Source organism: Thiobacillus thiophilus (assembly GCF_055378705.1).
Window position 1 is genome coordinate 1,526,613 of sequence record NZ_AP042404.1, and the last position, 13,697, is coordinate 1,540,309.

At 61.7% G+C, this 13,697-nt stretch carries 10 protein-coding genes and 1 pseudogene; 7 read left to right on the forward strand and 4 right to left on the reverse strand.

Features of this window, described 5'->3' with window-relative positions:
- Positions 1-8 precede the first annotated feature (8 nt).
- From ACZ41T_RS07545 to ACZ41T_RS07570, 6 genes and pseudogenes are all read left to right on the forward strand, one after another.
- Positions 9-3,101, forward strand: a complete 3,093-nt coding sequence (locus ACZ41T_RS07545; protein WP_464923848.1) for a molybdopterin dinucleotide binding domain-containing protein — start codon at positions 9-11, stop codon at positions 3,099-3,101.
- A gap of 11 nt (positions 3,102-3,112) precedes the next feature.
- Entirely contained in the window at positions 3,113-3,544 is a 432-nt protein-coding gene (locus ACZ41T_RS07550; RefSeq protein WP_464923849.1) for a F0F1 ATP synthase subunit epsilon, read from the forward strand.
- Positions 3,545-4,332: 788 nt separating this feature from the next.
- Complete coding sequence (locus ACZ41T_RS07555; protein ID WP_464923850.1) at positions 4,333-4,611, forward strand: type II toxin-antitoxin system RelE/ParE family toxin; 279 nt, start codon at positions 4,333-4,335, stop codon at positions 4,609-4,611.
- Positions 4,612-4,623: 12 nt separating this feature from the next.
- Entirely contained in the window at positions 4,624-4,932 is a 309-nt protein-coding gene (locus ACZ41T_RS07560; protein WP_464923851.1) for a HigA family addiction module antitoxin, read from the forward strand.
- 339 nt (positions 4,933-5,271) lie between these two features.
- Positions 5,272-6,373, forward strand: a pseudogene (locus ACZ41T_RS07565) (IS3 family transposase); the annotation flags it as partial.
- Positions 6,374-6,599: 226 nt separating this feature from the next.
- On the forward strand, positions 6,600-7,181 hold the full coding sequence (locus ACZ41T_RS07570; RefSeq protein WP_464923852.1) for a hypothetical protein: 582 nt from the start codon (positions 6,600-6,602) through the stop codon (positions 7,179-7,181).
- Between the two features lie 218 nt (positions 7,182-7,399).
- Here ACZ41T_RS07570 and ACZ41T_RS07575 read toward each other — a convergent pair whose 3' ends face one another.
- From ACZ41T_RS07575 to ACZ41T_RS07590, 4 genes are all read right to left on the reverse strand, one after another.
- The gene (locus ACZ41T_RS07575) at positions 7,400-8,029 is read right to left on the reverse strand and encodes a response regulator transcription factor (RefSeq protein ID WP_464923853.1); all 630 of its coding nucleotides are present in this window, start codon (positions 8,027-8,029) and stop codon (positions 7,400-7,402) included.
- Positions 8,013-9,821, reverse strand: coding sequence for a sensor histidine kinase (locus ACZ41T_RS07580; RefSeq protein ID WP_464923854.1), 1,809 nt, complete (start codon positions 9,819-9,821; stop codon positions 8,013-8,015). Before ACZ41T_RS07580 ends, ACZ41T_RS07575 begins: the two co-directional genes overlap by 17 nt.
- Positions 9,822-9,968: 147 nt before the next feature.
- Complete coding sequence (locus ACZ41T_RS07585; RefSeq protein WP_464923855.1) at positions 9,969-10,427, reverse strand: DUF302 domain-containing protein; 459 nt, start codon at positions 10,425-10,427, stop codon at positions 9,969-9,971.
- Entirely contained in the window at positions 10,424-11,455 is a 1,032-nt protein-coding gene (locus tag ACZ41T_RS07590) for a c-type cytochrome (protein ID WP_464923856.1), read from the reverse strand. Before ACZ41T_RS07590 ends, ACZ41T_RS07585 begins: the two co-directional genes overlap by 4 nt.
- Before the next feature lie 332 nt (positions 11,456-11,787).
- Here ACZ41T_RS07590 and ACZ41T_RS07595 point away from each other — a divergent pair, with 332 nt between their 5' ends.
- On the forward strand, positions 11,788-13,620 hold the full coding sequence (locus ACZ41T_RS07595; protein ID WP_464923857.1) for a hypothetical protein: 1,833 nt from the start codon (positions 11,788-11,790) through the stop codon (positions 13,618-13,620).
- Positions 13,621-13,697 lie beyond the last annotated feature (77 nt).

The following is a 13,697-nucleotide window of genomic DNA, read 5'->3' on the forward strand; positions in this document are numbered from 1 at the left end:
AGAATGTCATGACCATTAACACGCGTCGCAAGATTCTCGCCGCCGGTGGCTTGATCGCCTTCGGCGCCGGCTTCAGCGCCACCGCCAAGCGCATGTTCAGCCCGCTCTTCGACCGCGAACCGCCGAAGAACCAGTTCCACGGCGCCTCACTCGAACCCGAATTCAGCATCGACCCGAAAACCGGGGCGCTCAAGGTGAACCCGGCGCAGCAGGTGAGCTACACTGCTTGCCTTGGCTGCACCACCCTGTGCGGCGTGCGGGTGCGCATCGACCGCGCCGGCGGCAAGGTGCTGCGCGTTGCCGGCAACCCCTACAGCCCGCTCTCCACCGATCCGCACCTGCCGATGAAGGCGTCGATCCGCGACAGCTTCGTCGCCATCTCCGGCTTTCAGGACAAGGGCCTGGCGGGGCGCTCCACCGCCTGCGGCCGCGGCAACGCGGTGCTCGAGCAGATGGATTCGCCGTTCCGCGTATTGCGCCCGATGAAGCGGGTCGGTCCGCGCAATTCGGGGCAATGGGAACCGATTCCGTTCGAACAGTTGATCCGCGAACTGACCGAAGGCGGCGACCTGTTCGGAGAAGGCCCAGTCGAGGGCCTGAAGGCCCTGCGCGACCTGACCACCCCGATCGACCCGCAGCGCCCGGAATTTGGCCCGAAAGTGAACCAGGTGGCCCTCATCACCAGCGTCAACGACGGCCGCCTGGATTTCGGCAAGCGCTTCATGCAGCAGGCCTACGGCACGCTGAACTTCGTCGGCCACGGCTCCTACTGCGGCGGCGCCTACCGCTCCGGCTCCGGCGCCCTGTTCGGCGACATGAAAAAAATGCCCCACGGCAAGCCGGATTTCGCCAACACGGAATTCGCGCTTTTCATCGGCACCGCGCCCGCCAATGCGGGTAATCCGTTCAAACGCCAGGGCGCGCTACTGGCCAAGGCGCGCACCGAAGGCAAGCTGAACTACGTGGTGGTCGACCCGGTGCTCACCAACGCCAGCAACCTGGCTGTCGGCGAGCGCGGAAACTGGGTTCCGATCAAGCCCGGCACCGACGGCGCACTGGTGATGGGCATGATGCGCTGGCTGTTCGAGAACGGCGGCTACGACGCAAAATATCTCTCCCACCCCAACCTGGCAGTGGCGAAGGCGGCCGGCGAGCCGTCCTGGAGCAATGCCACCCATCTGGTCGTTGTCGAACCCGGCCATCCGCGTCAGGGCCGCTTCCTGCGCGGTTCCGACCTGGGGCTGACATTGCCCGAAGAGGAACGCTACAAGGAAAACGACCCCTTCGTGGTGCTCAACGCCGAGGACAAGACCGTATTTCACGACAAGGCCACCATGTCGGCGCAACTGTTCGTGGGCGGCGTGGTCGAGGCCGGCGGCCAGCCGCTTCAGGTCAAATCCTCGCTGCAACTGCTGCACGATCAGGCTTTCGCCCGTCCCCTGGACGAATACGCCGCCGCCTGCGGCATCCCGGCGCAGACCATCGCCGCCCTGGCCAAGGAGTTCTCCAGCCACGGCAAGCGCGCGGCGGCGGTCGCCCATGGCGGCATGATGGCCGGCAACGGCTTCTACAACGCCTACGGCGTGGTGACCCTGAACGCCCTCATCGGCAACCTGAACTGGAAAGGCGGGCTGATCATGAACGGCGGCGGCTTCAAGGATGCCGGCCCCGGCCCGCGCTACAACCTGGCAAGCTTCCCCGGCATGATCGAAAAACCCGCCGGCCTGCCGCTGGGGCGCAACGCGCCGTACGAGAAAACCGCCGAATTCGCCGCGAAAAAGGCGGCGGGCAAGGCCTATCCCGCCCAGGCGCCGTGGTTCCCGAACGCGCCCGGCCTGGCCACCGAATGGCTGACCGGGGCCGCCAACGGCTATCCCTACGGCCTCAAGGCGCTGTTCCTGTGGAGCGCCAACCCGGTCTACGGCATCCCCGGCGTGCGCGCGCAGGTGGAAAAGGATCTGATGGATCCGAAAAAGATCCCGCTGATCGTTGCCATCGACCCGCTCATCAACGAGAGCAGCGCCTTCGCCGACTACATCGTGCCCGACTCGCTGCTGTACGAGAGCTGGGGCTGGGCCTCGGCCTGGGGCGCGGTGCCGACCAAGGCCAGCACCGCGCGCTGGCCGGTGGTGGAGCCGAAGGCGGACAAACTGGCGGACGGCCAGGCGATCGGCATGGAAACCTTCTTCATCGCCCTGGCCCATGCCATGGCGCTGCCCGGCTTCGGCCCCGGCGCCCTCGCCGACATGGAAGGCAACACCTACCCGCTGGAGCGGCCGGAAGACTGGTATCTGCGGGGCGGCGCAAACATCGCCTGGCTCGGCAAGGAGCCGGTGGCGGACGCCAGCGACGAGGACATCCTGCTGTCCGGCGTCGAACGCCTACGGCCGCTGCTGGAACGCACCCTGAAGCCGGAGGAAGTACGCAAGGTGGCCTTCGTTCTCGCCCGCGGCGGGCGCTACCAGCCAGCCAGGGAAACCTACAGCGAAGACAACCCGGAATGGATGACCCATCGCTACGACAAGGGCCTGCAGATCTACAACGAAAACCTGGGCGCGGCGAAAAACAGCATCACCGGCAAACGCTTCACCGGTTGCGCCACCTGGACCGAACCGGTGTTCGCCGACGGCACGCCGATGCGCACGCTTTATCCTGAAAAGGAATGGCCGCTGCAGCTGGTCAGCTTCAAGTCGGCGCTGCAGAATTCCTACTCCATCGCCGCCTCGCGGCTGCGCGGCATCCACCCGGAAAACCCGGTGCTGATGCACCCGGCGGACGCGGCCCGCTTCGGGCTGAAAAGCGGCGACGCCGCCGTGATCGGCACCCCCGGCGGCAGCGTGCGCGGCCGCGTGATCGTGCATGCCGGGGTCATGCCCGGCGTGCTGGCGGTCGAACACGGCTTCGGCCACAAGGAACTGGGCGCCCGCGCGCACCGCATCGGCGACACGCGCCAGCCCAAGGTGCCGGCCATCGGCGCCGGGATCAACCTCAACGACCTAGGGCTGACGGACCCAACCCGCCAGGGCAAGTCGGTGTGGGTGGACGCAGTGTCGGGTACCTCGGTGCGCAACGGCCTGCCGGCCACGGTCGCGCGCGCCTAGGCAGTAAAGCCATGGCCATGACAATGCATGTGGACGTGGTGAGCATCGAGGCGTCGATCTTTTCCGGCCGGGTGGAGCATGTCGTCGCCCCGGCGGAAATGGGCGAGGTCGGCATTTACCCCGGGCATGCGCCCCTGCTCACCCGCCTCAAGCCCGGCGTCGTGCGGCTGAAGATTCCGCATCAGGCGCAGGAAAATATCGTTTACGTTTCCGGGGGCATGCTGGAAGTGCAGCCCGGCGGCGTGACCATTCTGGCCGACATCGCCATCCGGGAGAAGGATGTGGAAGAAGGGACGCTGGAGGATGAAAGGCGGAAGGCCGAGGAAACCATGAAAAACCGCGTCACCGCGGCAGAATATGCCAGGCTGGAGGTCGAGCTGACCAAGGCCCTGATGTCCTTGCACGGCATTCAGAAACTGCGCCACGGCAAGAAGGGGTTTTGAATCCAGGCGACCCGATTGGCGCACCTGATTGCGAGGCGCTACAGCAACAGTTCACCGGCCGATCCGATGACCTGTGGAATGCCGAAAAATATAAGGGCACTTCTATCAATTGTCATCGCGAGGAGCCTAGCGACGCGGCGATCCGGAAATGCCCACTTAATCAATGCGCTGGATTGCCGCGCTTCGCTCGCAATGACAAAACTGGCATTTATAGAAGTCCCCATAGGACATTTGACAAGGCGCGCGGGAATCGATGCGCTCGCGCAACCGGCAGGGGCACCGGGCGGATGATAGCGATGTTGCAAGCTGTTGCGGTCCAGACTTGACCTGACCGCATGGGTCGGATCTGCTTTGTTTAGCCGCCTTAAATCGACCCGAAACAGGCCTCCGCCCCCCCCAAACCAACAATCGCCCCTTATTGTCGCTGACTAAACAACCACCAGCTAAAGCTGGTGGGTTTGAGTGACGGACTGAAAGTCCGGATACGCGTCGCCTGAACGACGCGTCTTAACAACATTCGCGCACCTTGCTCCTCCCCCTTCAAGGGGGAGGCTGGGAGGGGGATGGGTTGCCAACGCAGCGAAGAATCCAACCCATCCCCACCCCAACCCTCCCCTTGAAGGGGAGGGCGTTACGCATGCCTCTCCTTGCGCCATAGCAAACAACTGAAACAATCTTCGCAGCTAAAGCTGACCGGCTAAAGCCGGTGGTTTAAACCTTGAAATGGACAATTAAGCAGCGCAGATTACCCGTTTGACATTTAACTCGTCGCGTTATATTTTGAATGCATGATCCAGTCGTTTAAAAGTGCCGACACGCAAGCCTTGTTCGCAGGCAGATCACCGCCACGCTTTGTGAACATCAGAATAGTAGCGGAACGGAAATTACAGATGCTGCATCGTGCCGTGGGTATTGAGGACTTGCGCATACCCCCGCAAAACAGACTGGAAAAACTGAAAGGCAACCGCAAGGGAACCTGGAGCATCCGCATCAACGACCAATGGCGCGTCTGTTTCCGTTTCGAAGACGGCCATGCCTTTGATGTCGAAATTGTCGATTACCACTGAATGGAGGCCACGATGACTGTCACCAATGGAATGCGTCCGATTCACCCGGGTGAAATCCTGCGCGAAGAATTCATCATCCCGCTGGGACTTTCCGCCAACGCCCTCGCCATCGCCTTGCGCGTACCCGCACCGCGTATCAACGACATCGCACGCGAACGCCGCGCAATCAGCGCCGACACTGCCCTGCGCCTGGCACGCTACTTTGGCACCAGCGCGGAGTTCTGGCTTGGCCTGCAATCGGATTACGACATGAAGATTGCCCTTGCCGAACATGGCTCGCGCATCAATCAGGACATAGTGCCCATGGAACAGGCAGCGTAGCGGAAAGGAAATGGGGTGATGCAAGACCGGGAGGTTTGTCTGAAATCGACCCATATGCGTCACTCAAGCCAAAATTCTGAACGGCTGAAAAGCGGCCTGAAGCGGTCATTTTGTAGTCAGCATCCCTCGCTTCACGCCCATACTGGGCCAGTCAAAATCGGAGCATAATCTGCCCATTGCCCGGTCTCCTTTTTCATAACGTAATATAGAGACCGGCCACTGAAAAGGCCGATAAAAATCATTGAGATAGATCGCCATGACAGCTGTCTCTATCGACGTCTCCCCCTATTTGAGTAGCACCTAGCTTTGGAGTCCAATCCCATACTAAGGAGATTGGACATGAAGAAGCGTTTTACCGAAGAGCAGATCATTGGTTTCCTGCGCGAAGCCGAGGCAGGTCTGCCGATAAAGGAGCTATGCCGCCGGCATGGTTTCTCCGAAGCCAGCTACTACCTCTGGCGCAGCAAGTTTGGTGGCATGAGCGTCTCGGATGCCAAGCGCCTGAAGGAGTTGGAGGTCGAGAATGCTCGCTTGAAGAAGCTACTGGCCGAGTCGGTTCTGGAGAACGAGATCACCCGCGAGGCCTTGAGAAAAAAGTGGTAAGCGCACCCTCACGCCGCGAGCTGGTGCGCCATATGACCACGCGCGGATTGAGCGAACGCCGAGCACTGATGGTCGTTGGCATGAGTGCGAGCACCTTGCGTTACCAAACGGTACCTGATCGCAACCAGGCCTTGCAGGGGCAGATCATCACCCTGGCTCAGCGGCATCGTCGATATGGCTCAGGCATGATTTACCTGAAGCTGCGTCAGGCGGGTCTGGCGGTCAATCACAAACGGGTGGAACGGCTGTATGCCGAAGCCCGATTGCAAGTGAAGCGGCGGCGCCGCAAGAAGGTACCGGTTACGGATCGTCAGCCCTTGGGGCGGCCGCAAGCCGCCAATCAGGTCTGGTCGATGGACTTCGTGTTCGATCGCACTGCCGAAGGGCGGGTGATCAAGAACCTGACCGTGGTGGACGATGCCACCCACGAGGCGGTGGCCATCGTGCCAGAGCGGGCGATTGGCGGACAGTCATTGACGCGGATCCTGGATGGGATTGCACACCATCGTAGATTGCCACAAGCAATCCGCACGGATAACAGCAAGGAGTTCTGCGGCCAGGCCATGCTGACCTGGGCACACGCGCGAGGCGTGAAGCTGTTCCTGATCGAACCGGGCAAGCCCAACCAGAATGCCTACATCGAATCGTTCAACGGGCGCTTTCGCGATGAATGCCTGAACGAGCACTGGTTCACCAGCCTGTCGCACGCCAAGGTTGTGATTGAGGCGTGGAGACGGGAATACAACGAGGAAAGACCGAAGAAGGCACTGGGCGGATTGACGCCGTCTGCCTATGCCAGACGATTGGCCGAGAAATCAGCTACATTAACCCCGGACTCTAAACCCGAGTGCTACTGAAAATGGGGAGACGTCGCTATATTAATAAATGTCCGGACCCATGGGGCTCTTGAATAACTGTTAGAACTCACGCGCATGGCCCTCAACATATCGTCCGTTTCAACAATCGATGAGTTGCTCTCGTCTCTTCGGCGCGTTGATATTTCAGTCCCGCCACGAACAGACGGGCGGACTACTCATCACACTGAAATATGGACAATATGTCGCTTGCTCTCGACTCTCGCCAATAAAAAGTATCTCTCTTTTCCGGCCTCGCTAAACCACGGTGACCGCCCGGACTTTCAAATTCATGCGGGAAGAACCCAGGTCGGGATAGAGGTTACGGAGGCGGTCACTGAACAGTACGCTGCTTACTCAGCTCTCGCCGAGCGCGAATTCTCAGACGTATTTCTGGAGCCGGCTCATTTTCGCTGGGGTGCGCCGCAACTCAATGTAGAAGAGATGCGCGGCCTCTTGCGTCAAAGCCAGCTAACCTCCGACGGTTGGGTAGGAGATGGCCCAGAACACGAATGGGCACTTTTCATCCAGAGCGTTGTGGATGCGAAGCTGATCAAGCTCGCCCACCCCGAGTTTCAGAAGTTTGATCAGAACTGGTTGTCCGTTTACGACAACTTGCCTTTGCCCAATGTTCATCTTGGGAAGGCAATCGCATACTTACGTCCACTCCTAGAAGATCGGTGGTTGCAAGTCCCAAGCTTCGATGTGCTCTTCGTCGAGCATGGGCCTGTCATCGCACGAATTACGGCGAATGATGTAACCCATCTTGAACTCAATGACCTATGGGAATGAGTTCTAACCTTCCGCTCCAGGGGACGCTCCGCAATCGGGCATTCGCCCTCTCGCTCCGCGCCCCTGAGCTAGCACGTTGAAGGTCTGCTAACAGCAGGCAACTGGACCTTCTCTGACATATACCCGACCGTCTCTTCTGGCCGATTCCAGCCCGAGAAAGCGCGGCCTGAGCTTGCACTATCTGCAGTTCAAGTCTGATCTTCTCCCTACAGGCCCCTTCAATCCAGATCGGCCGGGTCGGCCCGCAGCATCAGGCGCGCGAGTTCGGCGGCGGAGCCAGTGTGCGTCTTCTCCATCACATGCTGACGGTGCACATGGACTGTTTTTTCGCTGATATCCAGCTCACGCGCGATGAGCTTGTTGGGCAGGCCATGCGCCACCCGCCGCGCCACCTCCCGTTCCCGCGGCGACAACCGTTCCAGCAGCGCATGCGCCTGGTCGTGGCGCCGCTCCGCCGCCAGTTGCCGGGAACTGCGGCGCACCGCCTGGGTCACCGCATCCAGCAGCACCTGGTCCTTGAACGGCTTTTCCAGAAAATCGCAGGCCTCCTGCTTCATGGCCTGCACCGCCAGCGAAATATCCCCGTGGCCGGTGATGAAAATAATCGGTAGGGTGCAGCCCTGGGCGCGCAGCACCTGCTGCAATTCCAGCCCGCTCATGCCCGGCATGCGGATGTCCAGCACCAGGCAGCCGGGTTCGCCCGGCTGGTAGGCGGCCAGGAATGCTTCGGCGCTGGCATGGGCCTGGGTGCGCCAGCCGACCGAGTCGAGCAGGAACTCCAGGGAACGGCGCAGTGCCGCATCGTCGTCGACGATATGGATCAGGGCTTGGTCAAGGAACGAGGTCATCGGCGGGCAGGGTAAAAATAAACGTCATGCCGGGCGTGCCGGCGTTGGCCTCGGCCCACAGCCGTCCGCCGTGAGCCTCGATAATGGTTTTGCAGATCGACAGGCCAAGCCCCATGCCGTCGGGCTTGGTGGTGAAAAAAGGCTCGAACAGGCGCTGTGCCGACGCCGGCGACAAACCGGCGCCGCGGTCACGGACGGCAATCCGGTAGTGGTGTCCTGTCTGCTCCAGGGTGACCTCGATGACGCGCTCGTTAGGCGGCAGGTCCTGCATGGCGTCGGCGGCATTTTTCAGCAAATTGAGCAACACCTGTTGCATCTGCAGGACATCCGCCTCGACTGCCGCACCGACCGGCAGGCGGTCATCGATATCGACGCGCGGTGCGCCCGGCAACATCGCGCCGAAAAGCGCCGTCGCCTCTTGCACGACTTCGACCAGAGGACGTTTCTCCCATACTGCGGCCCGCTTGCTGGCAAATGCACGAATGCGGCGCACGATACCGCCGGCGCGCTCCGCCTGTGCGGCGATTTCCCGGCTCGCCTCAGCCAGGATCGCCGGCGTATAGCGACCGCTGTCGACACGCCGCACCAGGCTTTGCGCATAGTTGCCGATCGCGGCCAGCGGCTGGTTCAGTTCGTGGGCCAACGTCCCGGACAGCTCTCCCAGGACCGACAGGCGCGAGAGATGATCGAGCTGCTCCCGATGGGCGCGCATGCCCGCCTCCGCCGCGTCGCGCTGCGCCAGCGCCGCGCGCAGCGCCGCAGTGCGTGCGTGGACCTGCTGCTCGATACGAACGGTGTGCATCACCCAGCCGGCCAGGGCGGCGAAAAAAAACAGCAGGAATGGCCAGTAGCGGCGCGCCAGCACCTGCAGCGTGTTCTCGCGCAGGTAGCTATACGGGCCGATCTGCAAATCCCGGAACAGTTCGTGCACCGCCTGATAATCCGCCGGCACCGTCCAGGCGTATCCGGCGGGGGATGCCGGCATCGACAGCAGCGCCGTGGCCACGCCCTTGGCTAGGCGCAGATCGGTATGGCGCAGGGTGGCGATGGGCCAGTCCGGGTAAAGCTCGGACGACAGGCCGCAGGCAAAGCCCTCCACCCGGCGCGGCGACAGCACCTTGAAGTCGGCGAGCCGGATGCTTCCATCGCGCGCCAGTTCTTCCAGCAGGCAGGCACGCACGATCCCCGCATCGGCCTGGCCACGGGCCACGGCCGTGACTATGCGTGGCATGGGAAAGCCGAGGAAGTCGAGGCGCGCGAAATCCTCCGACTCGACGCCCTGGCGCCGGAACTCCCGCCATGCCACCTGGAAACCGCCGAACGCATCCTCACTGACAGCGGCCACCCGCTTGCCTCTGAGATCGGGAAGCGCATTCAAGTCGCGCCGGTCGGCGCGGGCGATCACCGCCGAGCCGATGGCCCGGAAGGGAGAAGGCACACCGGGCGAGTCCAGTGTGGCGATGCGGCTGACACCGAATTCCGCTTCCAGTGCCACATACTGACCGCTGTTGGTAATCACGAAATCCACCTCCTGCTGACGCACGGCCTCCCGCAGGCCGGCGATGTCGTAATAGGCCAGGGTAAAACGCCGCTCCGGCAAGGCCGCTTCGAGATGCGCCACCACCGGGGACCAGACGGACAAGGCGACTTCGGAACCGAGGAATGCGAGGACGCCGATCCGCACCGGCGGCCCGGCCTGCGAGTGGGCTGCGGGAAAGAGCGCCAACGTGGCCACCAGCGCGCCCAGAAACAGGGCTCGCCAATGGTGTCCGCGTACCGATGTAGCGCTCATGCCGCCCTTCCTTTTGATTCATGCCGCCACTGGCATAGCCGGGGCTGCGTATGTTTCGTGCGTATAGGGCGTGCCGGTGTGGCCATGACCAGGCGATGGGCTATAGGGCGGCTGCATCCTGGCTGGGCGCCACGCGGAAGAAAACAGCTATTTGTCTTCGCGCACCTCGTCCATGATGTCCACCATGTCTTTTTCCCAGCGCTCGAAAAGCGCTTTCAGTTCGGGGTCGGGGAAGAACTCCTGCAGTATTTGCGGATGGCTTGCCACCAGAATACTCTGATCGCCTTCCGCAAAGATCGTGATATTAAGCGGCAAAAACGGGATCAGATTCGGGTTTCTTGCCGTCGCCCGCCTGACCTCTTCGAGCTTGCCGAAATACACCACGCGATACATATCGCTCTGGAACTCGCGCCGCTGCAGGTTTTCGTTCACTTGCTGCAGGCGCGTGACCGTATAGCCGCGCGAGGAAATGGCGGATTGCAGCAGGGTCATCGCCTCCGGAAACATCCGGTTCGCGCGCGCCATCAGCAAGTCATCCGCGGCAGCGGGCATGCACAGCAGCAAAGTCAGCCAGACGGCGCCCATCCATTTCAACGGATGTTTCATAACGTTGCCTCCTCGATGATCGTGGTGTAGCTCTTGGTCATCTCATCGCACAGGCGATTAAGCTCGGAATTGTTGAACAGCCGGCTCAGCACATTGGGATTGACCGACATCACCTGCACCTTGCCGTTTGTTTCCAGGATGGTGATGCGGCAGGGCAGGAACATGCCGACGCGCGGATCGATGGCCAGCGCCTGGTTGAGCAGGCTGATGTTGCAAAAATAAACGATGACCTGTTTCGGGTTTTCATCCGTCGGGGCGGTCAGCCCATACTCCAGCGTCTGCACCCGGCCGTAGAAGAAATTGTTGTTGCTCACCGCCCGCTTGGCGTTTTCCACGGTGGTCTCCAGATCGTAGGGGGAATCTCTGACGATCACCGGGTTTTCCACCTTTAATATCCTTGCGCTTCCTGACAGTGGCTGCTTTTCGAATTCACGCACGTAACTGACAATGTCGTCGATGTCTTTTTCCTTCAGACCCTGCTTGAGGAAAGATACCATCGGCGTGCCTTCCCGCCCGTGCATCAAGGTCGCCTTGATCATGGCGTCGGGTGCGGCTGTGAGAAAACCCGGGTTGTGCAGTGCAGGCGCCATGATAGGCAGGTCGCGGGGCCGCGAATAGGTGACGCCGGTTCCCTTCCCTCCCTCGCCGTCCGCGCCATGGCAGGCCGCGCAGTATTGTGCGAACAGCTTCTTGCCGTGCACCGGGTCGCCCTTCACCTGTTGCCCGGAATAGGTGGCGGAAGCCCCCTTGTTCCAGCTGCGCACATGACGCACGATGGCCTTGATTTCGGATTCGTCCAGCTTTGAAAATGCCGGCATGACCCGGCCCGGCCGGCCATGGCGTATGGTCTTGCTCAAATAGTCGTCGCTGACGCCGGCCTGAAAGGAGTTCAAGGAAAGCGGTATGCCGATGCCGCCATCACCATTCTCGCCGTGACAGGCGGCGCAGTGGCGCCCGTATAGCTTCGCACCGTCCGACCCGGCCATGGCGGAAGACATGCCGAGGCCGGCAAGCAGGGTCGCTGCCAATACTAGTGACACTAGATGCGTGAGCATAATCACCCCCATTCATGAGAAGTTAAATCATATCAAAATCAATACATTAATATATTAATATATACTATGCAGTCCCTGGCCAGCATGCAAGGCCTGCCGGGAGCTTCCGCACGCGCCCGCTGCGGAAGACCGACAAACGACCATTCCCGATTATGCTCCATCCAATCGTTCCCCGTGGCGGGCAGCCCGCCGGAGTCAAACGCCCCTATCATGCACTAATACCGCCATCGACATTACTTATTGGCTGGCCACCGCCCACAGGCGGAAAATCAAAAAATTGAATGATGTTTACCTGGAGACCCACCATGGCCACCCGCGACACCCTCACCCCCAAAGAAGCCCAATGCAGCAGCGGCGCCGATTACGCCGCACTGGCGCTGGAAGCCCTGCAGGAACCCGCAGACGCCGCCTACGCCAAGGAGTTGATGGACCGCGTGGCGGACGACTGCCAGTTCACCAAGGACCTGGCGGCCTGTGCCATCGCCTACAAGGCGCTGGGCGAGCAGGTTCGCGCCGAGGAACTGCTGCAGACCGCGGAAGACTACTGCATGTCGGGCGAGGAGCAGGTCGTGCTGGCGGAAGCCAAATTCAAGGTGCTGGGCGACAAGGCGGCAGCGCTGGGTGCCTATGAAAAAGCGCTGAAGGAAACCAACAACCTCGACCCGCTGATCGACCTCGCGAAGGACGTGATGCGCGTGATCGCCGACAGCGCGTTCGCCAAAAAGGTGCTGGAAAAGGCCGAGGCGAAAATCGCGCGCGCGGTGGAATACAGCAAGCTGGCGGCCGCCTCGGCCGATCACCTGCTCGACAAGGATTACGCGGAAGCGATTTTCAACAAAGCGGCGGAAAAACTCTCCAGCGTGCCTGACCTGCTGGCGCTGGCGGGCGAGGTGGCCAAGACGCTGGGCGATCCGCAAAAGGCCAAGGCGCTGTATCAACGTGCGCTCGAAGGCGCGACCGACTTCGCCGCGGCAAAAACCTTGATCGAGTCCGCTAAACAGACGGGGGATGCCGCCTTCATGCAAACCGCGCTGAAAAAAGCGGGCGATCTGGCAACCGCCACCGGCGAATACATCGAACTGGCCGAGGGGCTGGCGGGGGTGGGCGACAAAGCGGGTGCCACGGCATTGCTGGACAAGGCCGAGGATGCGGTGGCCGGGCTGGACGAAATGCAGAAGCTGGTGGCCGCGGTGGAAGCGCACCTGGCCGACGATGCCGAGCGACTCGCCCGGGTGAAGGCCAAGCTGGAGAAGCGCCAGGCCAACCACGCCCGCTATATGGAATTCCAGCAACTGGAAAAGGATGCCGTCAGCGTCAAGCAATTTCTCGCACTGGCCGAACGCGTGCGGCTGGAACTGGAAGACCCGTTCTATTCCGCCAAGCTGATCGAAGCGGCCGAGACCCTGCTCGACGGTACCGGCTACCAGTTCTCGCGCTACAAACCGATCCTCCTCGCAGTGGACAAGAACCTGGACGACACCGAGTGGCTCTCCCGTCTGCTCGATCGCGCGGCGGAAAACGCCACCGACTTCATCGCCTTCAAGGACCTGGTCGTCACCGCTGCCCAGCTGAAGCACTCCGAGCTTGGCGTATCCAGGGCACGCGCCTACCTCGCCATGCGTGAAGCGGCGCTGGCGGCGGATGCCGACGCCACCGTGTACGACCTCGCCAAACTTGCGGAAGCGAGCTTTGCCGCGACCCGGGATGCGACCGAAGCCAGCCGTCTGCTGGAGGCCGCGCGCGCCAAAGCCAGCGATCACTTCGCATTGACCCACATCGGCCGCCTGTACGCCTCCATGGGCAACGGCGCCAAGGCCGATGAGTTTTATGCTGCGGCTGCGGCCGCCTGCCCCAGCGGCGACGCCTGCATCCAGTTCATCGATCGCCTGAAGGGCTTTGCCCTGCCTGCCGAGTCGCTGAAGAAGTGGTATGTCGAATGCGGCACGCATCTCAGCGAACCCGCCGACAAGCTGCGCTGGGCCGAAGGCATCGCCGATGCGCTCAATGACAAGGCCTGGGCAACCGAGGTGTATGGCCAGCTTGCCGGGCAGTTCAGCGGCGCCGATACGGCACGCTTCGAACTCAGCCGCCGCTCGCGCGCCGACCTCAATTACTTCGGCTCCACCCGGCGCCATTAATTGGCTATGCAGCGCCAAGCGCGCTGCAATATCCCTTAAAGCAGCCCGGTTGCCCGGGCTGTTTTTACTTGTAGACT

What these genes read in the sequence shown, in the direction of transcription:
- ACZ41T_RS07580 (WP_464923854.1), bottom strand. Translation starts at nt 9,821, where the DNA reads ATGAGCGCTACATCGGTACGCGGACACCATTGGCGAGCCCTGTTTCTG.
- ACZ41T_RS07560 (WP_464923851.1), top strand. Translation starts at nt 4,624, where the DNA reads ATGACTGTCACCAATGGAATGCGTCCGATTCACCCGGGTGAAATCCTG.
- ACZ41T_RS07555 (WP_464923850.1), top strand. Translation starts at nt 4,333, where the DNA reads ATGATCCAGTCGTTTAAAAGTGCCGACACGCAAGCCTTGTTCGCAGGC.
- ACZ41T_RS07550 (WP_464923849.1), top strand. Translation starts at nt 3,113, where the DNA reads ATGGCCATGACAATGCATGTGGACGTGGTGAGCATCGAGGCGTCGATC.
- ACZ41T_RS07595 (WP_464923857.1), top strand. Translation starts at nt 11,788, where the DNA reads ATGGCCACCCGCGACACCCTCACCCCCAAAGAAGCCCAATGCAGCAGC.
- ACZ41T_RS07545 (WP_464923848.1), top strand. Translation starts at nt 9, where the DNA reads ATGACCATTAACACGCGTCGCAAGATTCTCGCCGCCGGTGGCTTGATC.
- ACZ41T_RS07575 (WP_464923853.1), bottom strand. Translation starts at nt 8,029, where the DNA reads ATGACCTCGTTCCTTGACCAAGCCCTGATCCATATCGTCGACGACGAT.
- ACZ41T_RS07585 (WP_464923855.1), bottom strand. Translation starts at nt 10,427, where the DNA reads ATGAAACATCCGTTGAAATGGATGGGCGCCGTCTGGCTGACTTTGCTG.